Source organism: Alcaligenes sp. SJTW-7 (assembly GCF_047716895.1).
In the GTDB taxonomy this organism is placed as follows: domain Bacteria; phylum Pseudomonadota; class Gammaproteobacteria; order Burkholderiales; family Burkholderiaceae_B; genus Alcaligenes; species Alcaligenes ammonioxydans.
The window spans coordinates 1,004,652-1,023,718 of sequence record NZ_CP136682.1 but is presented as its reverse complement, the minus strand read 5'-3'; the positions used below and the strand labels follow the sequence as shown (position 1 = coordinate 1,023,718).

Annotated in this window: 14 protein-coding genes; 7 read left to right on the top strand and 7 right to left on the bottom strand. The window is 58.1% G+C overall.

Annotated elements, in window-relative coordinates; genetic code table 11:
* Nucleotides 1-26: 26 nt before the first annotated feature.
* From RSQ48_RS04525 to RSQ48_RS04505, 5 genes are all read right to left on the bottom strand, one after another.
* Nucleotides 27-1,985: an ABC transporter permease gene (locus tag RSQ48_RS04525; RefSeq protein ID WP_240209033.1), complete on the bottom strand. Its 1,959-nt coding sequence runs from the start codon at nt 1,983-1,985 to the stop codon at nt 27-29.
* A complete protein-coding gene (locus RSQ48_RS04520) occupies nt 1,979-3,157 on the bottom strand; it encodes an efflux RND transporter periplasmic adaptor subunit (protein ID WP_131071369.1) in 1,179 nt (392 codons plus the stop codon). The genes RSQ48_RS04525 and RSQ48_RS04520 overlap by 7 nt, the downstream gene beginning before the upstream one ends.
* A gap of 11 nt (nt 3,158-3,168) precedes the next feature.
* Nucleotides 3,169-5,652, bottom strand: a complete 2,484-nt coding sequence (locus RSQ48_RS04515) for a TonB-dependent siderophore receptor (protein WP_240209032.1) — start codon at nt 5,650-5,652, stop codon at nt 3,169-3,171.
* Between the two features lie 62 nt (nt 5,653-5,714).
* A complete protein-coding gene (locus RSQ48_RS04510) occupies nt 5,715-6,692 on the bottom strand; it encodes a FecR family protein (protein ID WP_240209031.1) in 978 nt (325 codons plus the stop codon).
* 12 nt (nt 6,693-6,704) lie between these two features.
* A complete protein-coding gene (locus RSQ48_RS04505) occupies nt 6,705-7,175 on the bottom strand; it encodes an RNA polymerase sigma factor (RefSeq protein WP_003802702.1) in 471 nt (156 codons plus the stop codon).
* Nucleotides 7,176-7,427: 252 nt separating this feature from the next.
* Between RSQ48_RS04505 and mutS the strand changes: the two genes are divergently transcribed.
* The 7 genes from mutS (at nt 7,428) to bioD (ending at nt 18,312) form a co-directional block, all read left to right on the top strand.
* On the top strand, nt 7,428-10,064 hold the full coding sequence (gene mutS / locus RSQ48_RS04500; RefSeq protein WP_240209030.1) for a DNA mismatch repair protein MutS: 2,637 nt from the start codon (nt 7,428-7,430) through the stop codon (nt 10,062-10,064).
* 237 nt (nt 10,065-10,301) lie between these two features.
* Nucleotides 10,302-11,492, top strand: a complete 1,191-nt coding sequence (locus RSQ48_RS04495) for a JmjC domain-containing protein (RefSeq protein ID WP_240209029.1) — start codon at nt 10,302-10,304, stop codon at nt 11,490-11,492.
* 451 nt (nt 11,493-11,943) lie between these two features.
* Nucleotides 11,944-13,188: a benzoate/H(+) symporter BenE family transporter gene (locus RSQ48_RS04490; RefSeq protein WP_003802709.1), complete on the top strand. Its 1,245-nt coding sequence runs from the start codon at nt 11,944-11,946 to the stop codon at nt 13,186-13,188.
* A gap of 578 nt (nt 13,189-13,766) precedes the next feature.
* Nucleotides 13,767-15,005: a cytochrome P450 gene (locus RSQ48_RS04485; RefSeq protein WP_240209028.1), complete on the top strand. Its 1,239-nt coding sequence runs from the start codon at nt 13,767-13,769 to the stop codon at nt 15,003-15,005.
* Entirely contained in the window at nt 15,002-16,168 is a 1,167-nt protein-coding gene (locus RSQ48_RS04480; protein WP_131071364.1) for an aminotransferase class I/II-fold pyridoxal phosphate-dependent enzyme, read from the top strand. Before RSQ48_RS04485 ends, RSQ48_RS04480 begins: the two co-directional genes overlap by 4 nt.
* A 6-nt stretch (nt 16,169-16,174) precedes the next feature.
* Nucleotides 16,175-17,515: an adenosylmethionine--8-amino-7-oxononanoate transaminase gene (gene bioA, locus RSQ48_RS04475; protein ID WP_240209027.1), complete on the top strand. Its 1,341-nt coding sequence runs from the start codon at nt 16,175-16,177 to the stop codon at nt 17,513-17,515.
* Nucleotides 17,512-18,312: a dethiobiotin synthase gene (bioD, locus tag RSQ48_RS04470; RefSeq protein ID WP_240209026.1), complete on the top strand. Its 801-nt coding sequence runs from the start codon at nt 17,512-17,514 to the stop codon at nt 18,310-18,312. Before bioA ends, bioD begins: the two co-directional genes overlap by 4 nt.
* Here the strand turns inward: bioD and RSQ48_RS04465 are convergent.
* Together RSQ48_RS04465 and RSQ48_RS04460 are read right to left on the bottom strand one after the other, a co-directional pair.
* A complete protein-coding gene (locus tag RSQ48_RS04465) occupies nt 18,221-18,613 on the bottom strand; it encodes a FecR/PupR family sigma factor regulator (RefSeq protein ID WP_240209025.1) in 393 nt (130 codons plus the stop codon). The two genes, bioD and RSQ48_RS04465, sit on opposite strands and share 92 nt — an antisense overlap.
* Complete coding sequence (locus RSQ48_RS04460) at nt 18,606-18,926, bottom strand: sigma factor-like helix-turn-helix DNA-binding protein (protein WP_240209024.1); 321 nt, start codon at nt 18,924-18,926, stop codon at nt 18,606-18,608. Before RSQ48_RS04460 ends, RSQ48_RS04465 begins: the two co-directional genes overlap by 8 nt.
* Between the last annotated feature and the right edge of the window lie 141 nt (nt 18,927-19,067).

Below are 19,067 nucleotides of genomic sequence, written 5' to 3'. Positions count from 1 at the left end.
TGCTATCCATCGGTAATGAGCCATGTCTACTCTCCAGCCAAAGCCTGCACGGGGTCCAGCGCTGCCGCCGTGCGTGCTGGCATATAACCAAACACCATGCCCGTCACCACGGCGCAGCCAAAGGCGCCCAAGGCCGCCCGCAAGGAAAACACCACATCCACCCCTCCAACGATCAAGCCAATGCCCACAACTGCACCTGCCAGCACGCCCAGGCAACCGCCTGTAATCGTCAACAGAACCGCCTCGGTCAAGAACTGGCGCAGGATGTCGCTTTGTCGCGCACCCGTTGCCATACGTATACCAATTTCCCGCGTACGCTCACGCACCGTCATCAGCATCACGTTCATGACACCAATGCCGCCCACCAACAAAGACACCGCGGCAATCAAACCCAGCATCATGCTCATGGCCTGCCGCGTGGAAGCCTCGGCCTGCAACCGCGCAGCTGCATTGCCAATCGAAAAGTCTTCTCGCCCGCCATGACGTTGGATCAGCAGTTGACGCATGCTCTGTTCCGCTTCCAGAACAGTGGAACTGTCCTGCGCATCAATCACCACATAATCAGGCTGCGTCTGGGCCTGATACACCCGTGCCCGGGCCGCCTGATAAGGTACAAAAACCATATCGTCATAGTCCTGCGCCCCCGAATCCGCCCCGCGCTCCTGCATCACACCGATCACCTCAAAAGGCGAATTGCCGATCAGCAACTGCTGACCTAAAGGCTGTTTGACATGGGGAAAAAATTGCTGGGCCGCGCGATGCCCCAACACCACCAGAGGCGCCAGATCACGGTCCTCGGCATCGGTGTAGTAACGGCCCTGGGCCAGTTCCCAACGGTGAATGGCCGGCATGGTTTCATTGGCGGCAAACACATACACTTGCCGGTCCACACTGCCACGCCGCACGGTAATCGGGTCCCCGATCACCGGCATCACGCGTCGTATCAGAGGCAGCTCTCCAATCGCTTCCAGATCCTCCTGCGTCAGTTGCCCTTTGGGCAGCCCATGGGGTGGAGAGGAACTGCTCAGGTACATGATGGTGGTGCCCATCGTCCCCATCTGATCCATCACCCTTTGACGTGCACCCTCGCCCACCGCCAGCATGACAATGACCGAGGCCACCCCAATAATCACACCCAGTAAAGTCAGAGCAGTGCGATGCCGGTTAAGGAACATGCTACGCAAGGCACTGCGTGCAGCGTCCTTGATTTCCGAGAGCCAGGGTGAGCAGCGATGTTGCGGCTCCCTTAAAGACTGCCTGGCCTTCGAGGGGGCCGCTGCATCGGGGCGACTATCAGACAGGATACGACCATCACGGATCTCGATGACCCGGTCCGCCATCGCGGCCACTTTCTGGTCGTGCGTAATCAGAATGATGGTATGCCCGGAATCGGACAGCTCACGCAACAGTGCCATTACCTCCGCACCGCTAGCCGAGTCCAGCGCACCCGTAGGCTCGTCAGCCAGAATGACCCGGCCGCCATTCATCAGGGCACGAGCGATGGAGACGCGCTGCTGCTGACCGCCGGACAACTGGTTAGGCCGGTTATCCAGCTTGTCCACCAAGCCCAGACTGCTCAACAAACGCGCGGCACGTTCAGCGCGGCTGGCCTCGTCCATACCCGCATAAATTGCGGGCATCTGCACATTTTCACAGGCCGTTTCGGTCGGGATCAGGTGATAGCCCTGAAACACAAATCCAAAGGTTTCCCGTCGCAAGGCGGCCAGTTCGTCCGGGCCTAGCTGCGCCACATTCCGGCCCTCAAACAGATACGTGCCGCTGCTGGGTTTGTCCAGGCAACCAAGCAGATTCATCAGGGTCGACTTGCCCGAGCCCGAAGCACCGACAATCGCCACAAAGTCGCCTGGTTCAATGCGAAAGCTGACATCGAACAGAACCTGCACAGCCGGTTTGGCGCTGGGAGGGCCACCGTAAATACGGCAGATATCGCACAACTCAATCAAGGCAGGTGCGGCCTCTACCATTGCAACCACCGCCAGCCATGCTCGGCCGCGACCACGGCCAACACAATCTGCTCACCTTGAGCCAGCCCCTCCAGAACCTGCACCTGATGTCGATTGCGCACCCCCAGGCTGACCGGCTTTTCCTGCAGCTTGCCCTGCTCCAGCACAGGCACTGTAAAGGCGTCTGGACCACGCTGCAGGTCAGGCCGCAAGGCCACCACGGGCACCAGCAAAGCCTGGTCGGCACGAGCAATTTCAAACAGCACCTGCGCCGTCATCTGTGGCATCAATTCGCCGTCCGCATTGTCCACATCAAACACCACTGTATACATGATGGCCTGCGTCGCGGCAGGCGTGGCCGCCGTCGTTTCTTCCTGGGTGCTGCCTTCAGGCGCTGGCATGATCTGGCGCACAGTGGCCTGCCAATGGCGCACCTGGGGCTCACTCTGTTCGCCCAAGGTGGTGAACGTAACCGCCATACCAGGTTTGATACGGCGTATATCCGCCTCGGACACGCTGGTCCAGACTGTCATCGTGCTCAAATCAGCGATGCGTAGGATGGTGGGAGTCTGATACGTGGCGTTCAAGGTCTGGCCTTCACGGGCCTGCACACCAATCACGGTGCCACTCATGGGCGCGTAAATGCGCGTGTAGCCCAATCGCGCCTCGTCGGCTTTCAGCGTGGCCTGGGTCTGCTCCATCTGCGCCCGCACATGAGCCACACGGGCCTGCGCGCTTGCCAGGTTCGCCTGAGCAATCTGTATATCTTCCTGACGGCTGGCCTGCTGACGCTCCAGCTGACGCTGACGTGTCAACTGCTGGCGTGCCAACAAAAGCTGGGCCTGTTGCTCAGCCAACTGGGCGCGAAATGCCGCCAACGAAGCGCGGCCTGCATCGACTGTGGCCTGCTGTACGCTGGGGTCAATTTCCACCAGCAACTGGCCCTGCTCAACCTGATCGCCCGGAGCCACCGGCAATGCGGTAATCTGACCCGAGACCTGCGCACCGACATCCACATAGCGACGGGGCTTTAAGGTGCCCACCGCCGCGACGGTGGCACGAATATCACCTTGTTTCACAGACACCGTATCAAACCGCGCTGACGAACGCCCCGCATGCGCTGCCAGCGCACCGAGCGCCAGCAGCGCCACCAGGGCAAACGCCCAGCGGCGCCTCACTGCTTTGGACTTCATCACCGTCCCCTTTAAAACCGGAGATCCAGACCGGCACGAATCGCGCGTGGCGAACCGTAAACAGCGGTATTGACGGTCGTCAGATAATGCTTGTCAAAGACATTGTTCACATTCAGATAGGCGCTGACCTGCTTGTTCACCGTGTAGCGGGCCATCAAGTCAAAAACCGCCACACTGGGAAGGTCCAGACGTTGCTTCAAGGGACCTGCCTGTTCCTCATACACACCACTTTGCCAACGCAGTCCGCCCCCTACCGTCAGGCCCTGTCCCACCGAGGGCAGGTGATACGTGGTGTACAACTTGAAGGTGTTTTGCGGCACACCGGTTAGCAATGCCTTGCCATCGCGGTCCTGAGCAAGAACACGGGTAAAACTGGCCGATGCTTGCCATTGCGGGCTGAGCTGCCCGGTGGCCTCCAACTCCACCCCCCGGGTCAAAGCGCCCGATACCGCTTCATAGGCGGCATCTCCACTGGGCCCATATACGCCGGGAATCACCACGGCAAAGTTTTCCTGACGAGTACGGAACAAGGCCAGGCCCAGACTCAGTTGTTCATCCAGATAACTTCCCTTAAGCCCTACTTCCATGCTGTTGCCAGTGCGCGGGTCCAGATAGTTGCCATCCGCGTCGCGATACTCCTGGGGCTTGAAAATATTGGTGTAGCTGCCATACACCGACCAGTGATCGGACAAGTCATAGACTAGCCCAAGGTAGGGGGTGAACTGGTCGTTGGCGGTACGCACTGTCTCGGTGCGTTTGCCACTGGCATAAGACAAGGAGTTCTTGTAGAGCGACCAACTGGTCATGCGGCCACCGAGCAAGACGGCCAGATTGTCGCTGGGCTTGAAACGGACGGTGGCATAAGCGCTGTTGATCTTTTCCACCGAACGCGTCTGGCCGGTGGCGGGATTGGCGGGTTCCGAGGGAAAGCGACCGTCCCAGTTAAAAATATCCTGAACGCTGGCATTCCAGTCCTTGTGCCACCACAGGGTATAGCTTGGCGCCAGATCCCGGGTACGTGAGCTGGTCAACCCGACCACGGCCTCATGCTCGCGCCCGAGCAATTGGAACGGCCCGCTGGCACTGATATCCAGACTGGTCTGCACGGGTTCACCCGACCAGCGCCCCGCCCACAAGCCAACACCCGCTCCCGTATAACGATCTGGGAAGCCCTGCGAGGCATAGCCCAGTACCTCGTCGTAGCGCGTCTCGGAGCGATCCAGGACGCCTTTTAAGGTCCAGTCATTATCAAAACGATGCTCCAAGGAAGCAAACAAGCGTTGATTGCGACGCGACGAATAGGCCCATCTGGCTGCGCCGGATGTAGAACGGTCCCAGTCGACCAGACCTCCATCAGAATAGAAAAGAGGCAGGCCTCGTCCGGCATGATTCGTACTCTTGTGGTTCTGAAAGGTGTATCCCAGACTGAACAAGGTCGATGGCGTCAGATCCGCCTCAAAAATACCGTAAAAGATCTGCTTTTTTTCGTGCAGACGATCAATAAAGGAATGGTTATCCTGCCAGGCAGCCACGGTACGCAAACGCATGCTGCCGGACTCATTTAAGGGAGTGGACAGATCCGCTTCGCCCCGGTAGTAATCCCAGGCCCCCCCTTCCAGTTTGGCCCTGAACTGAAAATCCTGCGTCGGACGCTTGCGCATCATGTTCAGGGTAGCGCCCGGCTCACCCACACCATTCATCAAGCCACTGGCCCCGCGCAGAACTTCGACCCGGTCATAGAGCACCATGTCATTGCTTTGAAACAGCGAACGATAGCCACTGTAGGTCTGGCCCATGCCATCGACCATGTAGTTCTCAACCACAAAGCCACGCGCGTAAATCATGCTGCTGTCCGAGCCAGAGTTACCGCCTGCGACATAAACCAGCCCCGGGGTCTGGGCGGCCACATCAGCCAACTGGGTAAGCCCTTGATCATCCATGCGCTGTCGAGTCATCACACTGACGGACTGTGGAGTTTCGCGCAAAGACAGGTTCAGGCGGGTAGACGTGCTATTGGAATCGGCCAGGTAAGATTCAGAACCTTCAGTGACCCCGGGCGCCAATCGTTTGCCCTGTACCCGAATAGCGGCCAGCTCCTGGGCCTGTTCACTGTTGCTGGTGGTCGGTGGCAAAGGCGTGGCACTGATAATTACAGCCGAGCCACTGGGCGATGCCAGCAGGCCAGTGCCTGCCAGCGCTTGCTCCAGTGCTTCATTCAAGGAGACCCTGCCTTGCAAGGCAGGCGCCGCCCGCCCGGCAGCCAACGTGGCATCCAATAAAATCGCCACGTCCCACTGATGCGCCAGGGTATTGATGGTGGCGCTCAAGGGCTGGGCAGGCACGGCTAGTGTACGACTGTCCAGCATGATGGCCGCCGCCCCGCGAGCCTGCGCCCACACGGGGGTCCCCGGAGCACTTAAGGCCATCCCGGCCAGGCCAGCGGCCACATAAACAGAACGAACACAGTCGCCGCAACGGCGTAAAAGGGATTTCATGGCAAGAGGTCCTTGTAGAGGCTTTGCATGTGTAGACGAGCGAGAGCCTCTTTACCGGACAATTATTTTTTCAGGGACACCTGCCAAGCCCCTTTTGCATTACGCTGGACCTGCACCGGCAATATTCCCGGCAAACTGTCCAGAAAAGCCCGCGGATCGCGCAAACGGAAACTGCCAGTCACCCGCAGTTCATGCAGGCGCGGATCATCAGCCAGATTGAGCGCCGGGGACAAATAGTCGTTCCACTGAGCAGCCACCTTGTCCAGTGGGGTCTGATCAAAAACCAGCCAGCCCAGACGCCAGGCGCCGACCTGCTCCGGATTGACTGCCACTCTTGTCGCGGGTGTATCAGCATCCAGACGCAAGGCCTGGCCAGCCTGCAGATCGATTCGTTGGTCACGCTCACGATGGGGGAAAAACGTCACCTGCCCGCGTGCCACGGCCACCTGCAACGCATGAGGACTGACCCGGACAGAAAACGCCGTGCCCACGACGCGTACCCGCCCTTGAGGGGTCTCTACCCAAAAGGGGCGTGTGGGGTCTTTACTCACCGACACATACATCATCCCTTCCATTAACTGCACTTGGCGTACTGTACGCATCATGCGCACTTCCAGTCGGGTGTGGGGAGCCAGAGACAGGCGGGAGCCATCATGCAGATCGTATTCACGCTGCTCGCCATGGCCGGTCTGCAACGCCAATACTTGCAACGCCTGCTGCCAATACCACTGGGCTCCTGTACCTGCCGCCAGGCCAATGCCGAGCACGCCTAGCATGGCCAATACCCGCCGCCGTGCAGGCTTGCTCTCCCGGTATGGGCCGGGCAGGGCCACCCGGTCTTGCAGGCCCTGGCCCTGCGTGCTCTCCCACGCTCGCAGGGCCAGATCTGCAGCGGCTGCATGATCGGCACTGAGCGTACGCCACCGCTCAAACTGCGTCTTGGCCGCGTGCGCCGTGGCCTCATCACCCCCGTGCTGGCGAGCCAGCAATAGCAGGGCTTGCTCCAGGCGCGCTCGCGCGATTCGATCCGGTGCCGCCATGAAAAAATCTCACTACGCGTTGGCCAGGTCCAGACAGTCCATCACCGCCCGTACCACATGTTTTTCAATTGACGCCAAAGACAGGCCCAAATGGCTGGCCGCCTCCTGATGGCTAAAACCATAAATGCGCACCAGAACGAATACCTCGCGCCGTTTGCGGGGCATGACCCCCAATCGAGACAATAGGGCCTGGAGCTGCTGGCGCACCTGCACCAGATACTCCGTGCTGGGAGCCTCCCTGGCCGTCATCATGGTCAAGGTATCGAGCATGACCTGTTCCGCCTGCCGACGCCTGGCGCCATCAATCACAATATTCTTGCCAGCACGAAACAGCAAAGCACGCAAATTGCGGGCTGGGCGCGCTGGCGACACCCCGGCAAACACACGGGCATAGCTTTCCTGCACCACCTCTCGTGCCGCCTCCCGGTCATTGAGAAAGCGGGCAAAGAAATTGACCAACTCGGAATAGTGCCGTGCGTCCATCGAACGTTGAAAACCATCCCCCAGCACGCAACGAACACAAACAGACCGGTCACTGACTGCAGAAATGGAGACTATTATTTTGAATGAGAATGAATTCTATTACCGCTTTCGAACCATTGGCAAGCGTAGGTGTCAGTACGCGGGACTAATTCAGCACGCTCCCTCCCCCCCTCTTGACCGCCCTCGCTACAATATCCACTCAGCCGCCTTCTGGGCGGCCTTGTTGTTGAATTCCCTGACCTGTACTGCGCTATGACTTCTGCTGCCGATCTGTCCGCCCACACGCCCATGATGCGCCAATACCTTCAGCTCAAAGCGGAGGCTGGTTCACATCTGTTGTTCTACCGGATGGGAGACTTCTATGAGATGTTCTACGCCGATGCCGAGCGCGGCGCGCGTTTGCTGAATCTGACGCTGACCAAGCGGGGTTCCTCCAACGGCGAACCGATTCCCATGGCTGGCGTGCCTTTTCACGCCATGGAAGGTTATCTGGCGCGTTTGGTGGCATTGGGTGAGTCGGTCGCGATTTGTGAGCAAGTAGGCGATCCGGCCACCAGCAAAGGCCCCGTCGAGCGCAAGATCATGCGTGTTGTCACGCCCGGAACACTGACGGACGATGCCTTGCTGCCCCCCAAGGCAGACCGCCTGATCGCCGCTTGCACTCGCATGAAGGTGCAACGTCAGGAAATGGTGGGGCTGGCCTGGATGAATCTGGCCAGCGGCGAATTTCTGGTCAGCCAGTGTGAGCCCGATATGCTGGACACCGAGCTCAACCGTATCGGCCCCGTTGAGCTGGTCTATCCCGAGTCCCAGCGTCCTGCTCCCGAACTTCCCCAGGCCAGTTGCCATACTTTGCCCGACTGGCATTTTGCCGCCGACGGCTCGCGCGAGACCTTGCTCGATCATTTTGATCTGGACTCTCTGGCCAGTTTTGGCCTGGACGATCTGCCTGCGGCGACAGCTGCCGCCGGTGCATTGCTACGCTATGTCGGCAGCACACAATCCCAGTCCCTGGTGCATATCACGGCTATCCGCGTGCAGCACAGCTCGGACTTTCTGGTACTGGACGCGATCACCCGCAAAAATCTGGAAATCACCGAAACCATCAGCGGCGAAACCAGCCCCACTCTCTTCTCGACGCTGGATCATTGTCAGACTCCCATGGGCAGTCGCTTGCTGCGCCGTTGGCTGCATCACCCCTTGCGTTTGAACCAGACGGTTCAACAACGCCAGGACGTGGTGTCCCTATTTTTCCAGACCCAGCAAAGCGCCAGTCTGAATGCGGGCGACCCCTTGGGCGCCTTGCGCCAGGCACTGCGTCGCTTCCCTGACCTTGAGCGGATTGCGACCCGTATATCGCTACGTAGCGTACGTCCCCGAGAACTGGCCAGCCTGCGGGATGCACTGGCCACGCTGCCCGAGCTGCGTCAGGAGCTGGAACACAATTTTGCCCAGTCCGAGCACTTGCATCGACATTTGCTCAGCCTGGCCCTGGACCCGGAACTGGCCCGTCTGCTGCAGGCCGCTATCGCCGCCGAGCCCGCTTTGCTGATACGCGATGGTGGGGTCATTGCGGATGGCTATGATCCTGACCTGGACGAACTGCGCAGCCTGGCCAGCGACAGCGGTGATGTCCTCTTGAAAATCGAGGCCCGCGAACGCGAGCGTACCGGGATTGCCACGCTGCGTGTTGAGTACAACCGCGTACATGGCTTCTTTATCGAGGTCAGCCGCGGTCAGGCCGATAAGGTTCCCGAGGATTACCGGCGCCGCCAGACTCTGAAAAATGCCGAGCGTTTCATCACGCCCGAGCTGAAAGAATGGGAAGACAAGGTCCTGTCGGCCAAGGACCGCAGCCTGAGCCGCGAAAAATTCCTTTTCGATGAACTGCTGGACAAGCTGCAAAGCTATGCCGGCCCGCTGGCCCTATGCTCGAGCGCGCTGGCCGAGCTGGACACCCTGTCCTCTCTAGCGCTTCATGCCCTGGACCATAACTGGGTCGCCCCGGAACTGAGCGAACAAGCGGGTATCTGGATTGAGGCAGGCCGCCATCCGGTGGTGGAACACACTATTGAGCGCTTCACGCCCAATCATTGCGAAATGCATGCGCAACGCCGCATGCTTTTGATTACCGGCCCGAACATGGGGGGCAAGTCCACCTATATGCGTCAGGTTGCCCTGATTGCCCTGCTGGCCCGCATCGGCAGCTTTGTCCCGGCAAGCCGCGCCCGTATCGGCCAGATAGACCGCATCTTCACCCGTATCGGTGCCGCCGACGATCTGGCCGGCGGCCGTTCCACCTTCATGATGGAGATGACGGAAGCGGCCGCGATTCTGGCTGGCGCCACCCCCCACAGCCTGGTGCTGATGGATGAAATTGGTCGAGGCACTTCCACCTATGACGGACTAGCCCTGGCTTGGTCCATCGCGCATCGCCTGCTCAGCCACAACCAGGCGCTGACCCTGTTTGCCACGCACTATTTCGAGATTACCCGCCTGCCCAACGAGCTGCCTGCCGCTGCCAACGTGCACTTGGCCGCCGCGGAATCCGCTTCCGGCATCGTGTTCTTGCATGAGGTCCAGGAAGGACCGGCCAGCCGCAGCTACGGGATTCAGGTTGCACAGCGTGCTGGCATTCCCTCTGCAGTTATACGCCAGGCCAGCCGCGAGCTAAGCCGCCTGGAAGCGCAAAACGATCCTAGTGCACAACTGGATTTGTTCAATGCGGGCAGCGCTCCGGAAGCCACGGTCGCCGAGCCTGACCCGACTACAGAAAAAGCACTGGACTTGCTCGATCAGTTCAAGCAACTGGATGTCGATGACCTGAGCGCACGCGATGCCCTGGATCTGCTGTATCGCTGGAAAAAAGAGATGAAGGCGGCTGGTTAAACAGTCCAGAAGGGAGCCCAAGAAGCTCCCTTTTTTATGCAGTTTTCCGAGGGCCGTTGGCGAGCAGATCGACAATCAATCATTCTTAGCCTCCCCACCGTGAATCAATCACTCTATTTCGTGAGTATTTCTCTGGATTCTTTGCGCTGGATACGCCTGATACGCAGGCTAGCCATACACCGGGACAGACCGGATCAGTTAAGCTACGGACTTACTTAATTCTTGTTCGGGCAGTCCATGAATATCGACCAGGCATTGACCCTTTTGGGCGGCATCAGCGCGCATGAGTTCATGCAAACCTACTGGCAACGTAAACCCTTATTGATACGCGGCGCCATCCCTAATTTCAAGCACTCGCTGAGCATCGACAATATCCGTGAACTGGTGACACGCGAAGAAGTCGAGTCCCGTCTGATTATCCATGACGGTGAGGACTGGGAAATGGAAACCGGACCATTTGACGAGCTGCCGCCTGCCTCCCAACCCAACTGGACTGCGCTGGCCCAAAGCGTGGATTTGCACGATGACAATACTGCCGCGCTGATGCGACAGTTCCGCTTCATCGGTGATGCTCGTCTGGACGATGCCATGATCAGCATCGCCTCTGATGGCGGTGGCGTAGGCCCGCATTTCGACAGCTACGACGTGTTCCTGCTGCAAGCCCACGGCAAGCGTCACTGGCGCATCAGCCAGCAAAAAGACCTAAGCCTGGTGCCTGACCTGCCCTTGAAGATTTTGCGCAATTTCCAGGTAGAAGAAGAGTTCACCCTGGAACCCGGCGATATGCTGTATCTGCCCCCGCACGTAGCACATGACGGGATTGCGATTGGCGACTGCATGACGATTTCCATCGGCTTTCGCTCTCCTACTCAGGCAACGCTGGCCCGTGGCTTGATGGATGCCGCATCGGATCAACTGGCCGCTGCCAGCGGCGAAGGCTTTGGCCTGTACGCCGACCCACCGATGCCCATGCCCGAGGCCATGCAGCAGCGCTACACCGACCCGGATGCACAGGCCAGCACCACCCCTGCCGCCTTGCCGGAAAACCTGATTCAAAAGTCGCTGGATGCATTGAACGCCATTCGTTTTGATGAAGCGCTGGCCTCACGGTTCCTGGGCGTCTGGCTGACCGAATTGCCCAGTAATAGCTGGTTTGACATTGCCGAAGACCCGGTGGATCTGCACGATCCCACGCTGCCTGAAGGCCGCTTGGCTTTGGACCGCTGCTCGCGCATGATGTACCGCGGCGATGAGCTGTATATCAACGGTGAAGTCGCCCCCTGTCCTGCCAGCCCGGCGCTGAAACTGTTGGCTGATCAGCGTGAGCTCCCCACTTCTGGCGATGCTTTTGCAGAGCTGGATGAGGACGAACTGGAAATGCTGAATGCCTGGCTGGACGACGGCTGGCTGCAGTTCAAGGAAAACTGAGCACCGAGCCACTAGCTCTGGCGAACTCAGCAAAAAAGCGGGGCAGCTTGCAGGCTGCCTCGCTTTTTTATTTCTAGCCACCAAAGAATCGAAAGCCCACTATTTGCGGTTGCGGTTGCGGTTGCGGTTGCGGTTGCGGTTGCGGTTGCGGTTGCGGTTGCGGCAACATTATTCACGCCCCACAACAAGAAAAAGTACTATTATGAAAAACGCGATTCACAAGACGAGCAACTCGTCATAAAGCCCCCATTAGTGGCTTTGCAGCCCAGCTTCAATCCAGCTCGGGCCACACCCAAAAATCACGTAGCCACTCCAGTCCGTATAGTCAGGCACCCACCCACTTCAAAAGCGGTCTGCCATACAACCAAAAAGCGTCCTATCTGAACAGTCCATTTAATCGCTATAAATAGTGCTCGTTTGTCATCTCTCCTTTTGGAAAGCGCAGAGCACTATGTCTACCTCACGATCATCCTCATCCTATTTAGTCAGCGATTTGATCCCGCCCATTGTAGCCGGTCTGATCTCGGTCATCGTCAACTACGGCGGCACTTTTATTCTGGTTTTCCAGGCCGCCAAAGTCGCCGGCCTCAGCCCCGAGCTGACTGCCTCCTGGGTCTGGTCAATTTCTATTGGTGTGGGCGTGACAGGTCTGCTCCTGAGTTGGGTCTCGCGCGAGCCCATCATCACCGCCTGGTCCACTCCGGCCGCCGCCTTTCTGGTCACGGCGCTGGCCAGCACGCCGTATCAGGAAGCAATCGGCGCCTACCTGATCTCGGCAGCGGCGTTTGTCGTCCTGGGCCTGTCATCCTACTTCGAGCGCCTGATCCGCCTGATTCCCAACGGTATTGCCGCCGGTCTGCTGGCGGGGATTCTGTTGCAATTTGGCATAGGAGCATTTGGCAGCATGACGCTGGACCCGACACTGGCAGGCCTGCTGATTCTGGCCTATCTGGTCATCAAGCGATTCTCGGCCCGCTATGCCGTGGTCGGCATTCTGATTCTGGGCCTGACATTTCTACTCCTGGAGCAGCGCGTCGACCTGAGCGGCCTGAAACTGGAGCTGGCCGCGCCCGTGTTCACCATGCCGGTGTTCACGCTCAATGCCTTGCTGAGCGTAGCCTTACCCTTGTTTCTGATCACGCTGACCGGTCAATACATGCCCGGGATGCTGGTCTTGCGCAACGATGGCTTTCGTACCAGCGCCAACCCAATTGTGTGGGTCACCGGCCTAGGCTCGCTCATCATGGCCCCCTTCGGCTCCCACGCCATGAACGTAGCCGCTATTACCGCGGCCATCTGCACGGGCCCGGAAGCACACCAGGACCCATCCAAACGCTGGGTAGCCGGCATGGCAGCCGGAGTGTTCTACATTCTGGTAGGTGTGTTTGGGCTAACGCTGGCCGCTGTATTCATGACCTTCCCCGCGACCTTTATCACCACGCTGGCGGGATTAGCGCTGTTGGGCACCATAGGTGGCAGCCTGGCGGGGGCCATGGCCGATATCAAATCACGTGAAGCAGCCTTGATCACCTTTTTAGCTTCAGCGGCCAATATCACCCTGTTCGGGATTGGCGGAGCATTCTGGGGACTGGTGATTGGCCTGCTGGCGTACTTCATTTTGAATGGGACGTTGCCGCAGCGTAAAACGGAAAAGCTGGCTACTGAAGGAGTCCCCGCGGCTTCTGATGCTCGGTGACTAATTGGAATGAATGCAGGCTAGGGCTGTGGTCTTAACCTGCATTTGCGACAGGGCCGCCGCCAGCAACGGCTTAGCAATTGGACATTTGATAGCCAATTATTCAAAGCCAGCTAAGCTGCTGAAATTAAAAAACTTTTCAGCGACTTATATAGCAGAAAACCTTGCATGTGCATGATAGTGACCCACAAGCTTTTCAAAGCTGCTTAGGCAGCAAACATTGCAAGTGCCGTGCGGGCCCTGTACCTGATTTTCTAAGCTGCCTACACGGCAGCAAACTAGAGCGTTTATCCCTAAACGCCAAACAGGTTCTACCTTATGACTTTTTCTGCCACCGAAACCCTTTTCCCAGCCCAGTTCATAAGCATCTGATTTTAAATAAAATCTCAAAATCAATAAAAAAGGGTTCTGCAAGCAGAGGATAATCATCCCGAACTCACCGACCAAGTTTATTGTAAAAAATAGTCACACAAGCTAAAGCAATTCCACCCATCAACAGCAAACAGACTTCTAATTCACCCAAAACACCCTGAAAGAATTAATAGACACAATCTCCTGACTGCCTCTTTTCCGCTCAAATGCTAGCCTGCGCTGGCTTTGGTATTCAGGAATACGGTGTCATGTTTGGCGATTTCAATCTTGCGTCTCCCTATGCGGCTTATGCCCGCCTTCGCCAGGGTCCGCCCTTGGTGTGGGATGCGAATTTCTGTGGCGGAGCCTGGCTGGTTCACAGACATCAGGATGTGCAGGCCGCTCTGCGCCATCCCGATCTCAGTGTGCGCCGTGTTGGCGGGTGGGTATCTCAGGCAGGAGCCCCTCCCTCCCCTCGTCTACAGGCTTTCAAGGGTTTGATGGCCAGGACGCTGGTTTTCCTGGATCGCCCCCGTCATACCCGCGTCAGGCGGGTTGTAAATGCTGCCTTCAGCCCGCAGGCGTTGCGGGACATAGACCGCAGCATTGAAAATCGCGTGACGCACCTTCATAGCGCTTTTACAAACCAGCTGCGCCACGGCCCAGCAGATCTGGTTGAGCAGGTCTGCCGACCGCTTCCGGCCTTGGTCATGATGGATCTGCTCGGTTTGCAGCAACTGCCTTTAGCTGTTTTTCAATCCTGGTCAGAGCAACTGGCACGTTTCATTGGGCAAGCCACGCCGGACCTACCTTTGTTAATGGATACGCAGGACGCCTTGCTGGATATGGCTGACTTTCTGGGGAACAGCGCCAAGCTGCAAGAAGGTGGGCTGGCCTGGCGACTTTTGCATGACGAGCAGCTCTCCCTTCAAGGCAGGCGCGAGCGTTTGGCGCAGTCCTGTATGTTGCTCTTTGCAGGCTATGAAACCTCCCGGCATCTGCTGAGCTCCCTGTTTCAAACGCTGCTTGACGACGCCAGCAAGCTGCAGGACCTGCTGTTGAATCCGCAGAAAATTCCCGCAGCGATCAAAGAGCTGCTGCGTTACGACAGCCCGATTCAATACACGGCAAGACGCTTGATGCAGGACCAACACTGGCACGGTCAGCATTTGCGCAAAGGTCAACTACTGCTGTTGCTCTTGGGTGCTGCCAACCGGGACCCGGAAGTTTTTTCCCATCCCGACGACCTGGACTTCAGCCGCAACAATCAGGCCGAATTGTCCATGGGTTACGGGATTCATCATTGCCTGGGTGCGGGTTTGGTGCAGTTGGAGGCCAAATTGGTACTTGAGCAGTTCCTGCCTTTGCTGCCTCGCCTGCAATTGGCTCAAAGAGAGCGTATTCAGCTTCCCGCCTACAGGGGCTGGAACCGCCTGCTGGTTCACTACCGGGCCATGCCGTCATGAGTGCTTTTATCGCTCACCTGGATCAGCAACTAGAGGCCTTGAAGGCCCGGAAGCTGTGGCGACAAAGAGCAATCTGCCACCCCTTGCCGGACGCGCATATCGAGCGCAATGGTCAGGTCTTGCTGAGTTTCGCAGGCAATGACTATCTGGGCCTTAGCCAGCACCCGCAACTCAAACTGCTGGCAGCACAAGATGTAGCCGGAGCCACGGCCTCCCCACTGATTTGTGGGCATCATGCGCTGGCTCAGCGACTGGAGCAAGAGCTGGCAGACTGGAGCGGCTTTGAGGCCAGCCGTCTTTTTGTCAGTGGTTATCAAGCCAGCCTGGGCGTGATTCCCGCGCTGGTCGGCACGGGCGACACCATCTTCTGTGACAGGCTGAACCACGCCAGCCTGATTGATGCCAGCCGTCTGTCCGGCGCCCGTTTACGCGTGTATCCCCATAGAGACATGGCACGTCTGGATGATTTGCTCAGTCGTCCAAGGACAGGGTTCAAGCTGGTGATCTCGGACAGCCTGTTCAGTATGGACGGGACTGTTGCCCCGGTCGATGAGCTGATCACCTTATGCGAACGCCACGATGCCCTGTTGTATCTGGACGATGCGCATGGTCTGGGGGTATTGGGCGAAACCGGACGCGGCGCGCCTGAGCATTTCCTGCTCAATAGCACGCAACGTCAGCGCCTGATTTATCTGGGGACTTTTGGCAAGGCAGCCGGGCAAGGCGGCGCTTTTATTGCCTGCTCCCACAACGTGGCTGACTGGCTCACTCAATCCGCCCGCAGCTATGTGTACAGCACCGGGCTAGCTCCGGCACATTGCGCATCCTTGCTGGCTTGCCTGCAACTGATCAAACAAGCCCAGCCACAGCGGGCTTTGCTGAAAGAACACATTCAAACGCTGCAAAGCTTGAGCCAGGATCTGCCCTGGCGTCTGACGCCGTCCGACACGCCCGTGCAAAGCCTGCTGATGGGCGAGGTGGAACCTGCTTTACAGCTGTCCGACGGCCTACTGCAAAAAGGGATTTGGGCACCGGCCATACGGCCACCCACCGTCCCCCGTCATCAAGCCCGCTTACGTGTTTCCCTGTCTGCTTCCCACCGGCATCAGGATATTGAAAAACTGGTTCAGGCATTACATGAAGCCGCCCACTCTTTACGGTGATTTGTCATGAATTCAAACTCTTTTCCCCCTTTGGCTCAACGCAGTTTGCAGACTGTCTGGCATCCTTGCACGCAAATGCAGCATCACGATCACGGTGTGCCGCTGCTGGCAATCAAACGCGCCTCGGGTGCATGGCTATATGATGTCGACGGCAATGCCTATCTGGACGCCATCAGTTCCTGGTGGGTGAATCTGTTTGGACATAGCCACCCGCATCTGGTGCAGGCAATTAGCGATCAGGCTCAGCAACTGGATCACATCATGCTCTGTGGCCTGACTCATGAGCCGGTTGTGCAGCTTTCCGAACGATTGGCCGCCTTGAGCAGCCATCGTCTGGGGCATGCTTTTTATGCCAGTGACGGCGCTTCTGCCGTGGAAATTGCTCTGAAACTGAGCGTGCATTACTGGCGTAACCAGGGGCAGGAACACAAGCACCGTTTTGTCGGCATCGCGCAGGGATACCACGGCGAAACGCTGGGCGCGCTGGCCGTCACCGATGTGCCTTTGTTCCGGGAAAATTACGGTGCGCAACTGGGCCAGCACTACACGGCAGCCAGTCCCGATCTGCGCCAGGCCCATAGCCCGGACGAACACCACCCGGTCACCGCAAAGGCACTGCAATCGTTGGAACAGATTCTGGAGAGTCATCACGACATTGCCGCCGTGATTCTGGAGCCGCTGGTGCAATGCGCGGCTGGCATGCAGATGCACTCCCCCGACTATCTGCGCGGGGTGCGCGAGCTGTGCGACCGCTATCAGGTGCATTTGATTCTGGACGAGATTGCCGTGGGTTGCGGGCGTACCGGCACCTTCTTTGCCTGCGAGCAGGCTGGCATCTGGCCTGATTTGCTGTGCTTGTCCAAGGGAATTACCGGCGGCACGCTGCCCTTGTCCGTGGTACTCTCCAGCCCCACGATTTATCAAGGGTTTTATGACTCGGATTTGCGCCGCGGGTTTTTACACTCCCATTCCTACACCGGCAATCCCTTGGCCTGCCGCGCTGCGTTGGCAACCCTGGATCTGTTCCAGCAATACCCCGTTTACGAACTGCAAAAAACACTGGCTCAAGCACTTGATGAAGGCTTGCACACGCTGAAACTGCACTCTCCCAAGATGCAGCATCTGCGCCGCTGCGGGGTGATCTGGGCCTTTGACCTGGACACAGGCCCGGCTCGTTACGATCACCAGGGCTTTGCCCGACGCTTTTACCGCTCTGCCCTGCAGCAAGGACTCATGCTGCGCCCTATCGGCAATACGGTATACCTGATGCCCGGCTATTTATGGGGCACGCAAGAGGTGGAGCATTGTCTGAATGGCTTGGGTCATTTGTTGAGGGAATACGCATGAAAGCCTGCTTTGTGACTGGCACGGACACGGAGATTGGCAAAACACTGGTCAGTTCCGCCTTACTTCATTTGCTAAGCCAAAGCGGCGCACGCACGCTGGGCATCAAGCCTATTGCGTCGGGAGCCGAGGAAATAGAAGGCCGTCTGCATAACGAAGATGTGGACGCGCTGGCCCGGCACTCCAGCCTGAAGCTGGCACCGGCAACCTTCACACCGTACCTGTTTGAGCCCGCTGCGGCTCCCCACATCCTGGCCGATCAAGCGGGAATCGAACTAGACCCAGCGTTGATCAAAAACATGGTTCAAGCGGCGACAGAACATGCCGACTATGCCATCGTGGAAGGAGTGGGCGGTTTCATGCTGCCCCTGGGACAGGGGCGAACAGGTATCGATTTAGCACTGGCTTTGCAGCTCCCTGTCGTTCTGGTGGTGGGTCTGCGTTTGGGCGCTTTGAATCACGCGCTACTGACGGCTCAGGCCATACGCACCAGCGGTTTGAGCGTGCTGGGCTGGGTGGCCAACCTCATCGACCCGGAGATCCGTTATGCCAAGGAAAACCTGCAGACGCTGCATGACTATCTACCCGGCCCTTGCCTGGGCGTCATTCCCAGACTGAGCGCTGCAAGGGTGGATGACCGTATTCAGCAAGCGGCACAGCATCTTCAGTCACCTTGGCACAATGAAGACCAGGCAGATTCAAAAAGGCCTAAACAAAGTAGCTGCCCACGGTTCCCAGCAACGCCACGCCCAGCAGCAAGCACAGCGCTCCCCCCAGCGCAAAGCGCCAGGCAGGATTGATGAACCAGGCGTCCACACCGCGATTTAACAAACGCAGAGGCCACGGTCTCTGCACGCGGCTCATTGCCTCTTGTTGCAAACGGGTACGCAGGCGACCCACCTGCTCCTCACTGATTGCATCCATGGCTTCCCACTCCAACTTCCAGCGCAGAAAAGCAGCCTGATGCTCGGGATCAATCGTCAACCAGGCGCGAAAGGCAGACTGGCTGCGGGCATCGTTCTGATACTGAGGCTCGTGCTGTTTGAGCAGCCAATTCAAGGCCTGCTCATCAATGTGCTGCAGGTGCCCCTCCTTACACATACAAGCCCGCCGAACGTGGCATCGCCCCATCTACCCGATGGAACCGCGCCGGATCATGACGACACGCCCGCATGGTCATGCGTATATAGTGCTCCACCACTCGTGAACTTGTGCCCATTCGAGTGGCGATCTCTTTATAGCTCAGGCCCTCGAAACGATGCAGCACAAAAGCTTCGCGGTGACGACGAGGCAACGCCTCAATCAGCGCCAGCAGTCGAGCCTGCGGCTCTGAAGAAGCGGAATCATCAGCTTGTTGGCCCCGCCGCGTAGGCCAACACAAGCGTAAACCATGACGGAAAAACAATTTCAGCATGGGCGACTCCTCAATGCAATAAACGATAATAGTTCCTATTATCTTTACTGTCTTATGGAAAGTCCAGTCCTCCTCGATAAAGCTCCACCCCGCTCATCCACCCAAACGGACGAAGGCAAGGCTTCTTACGAGCAGTCATAG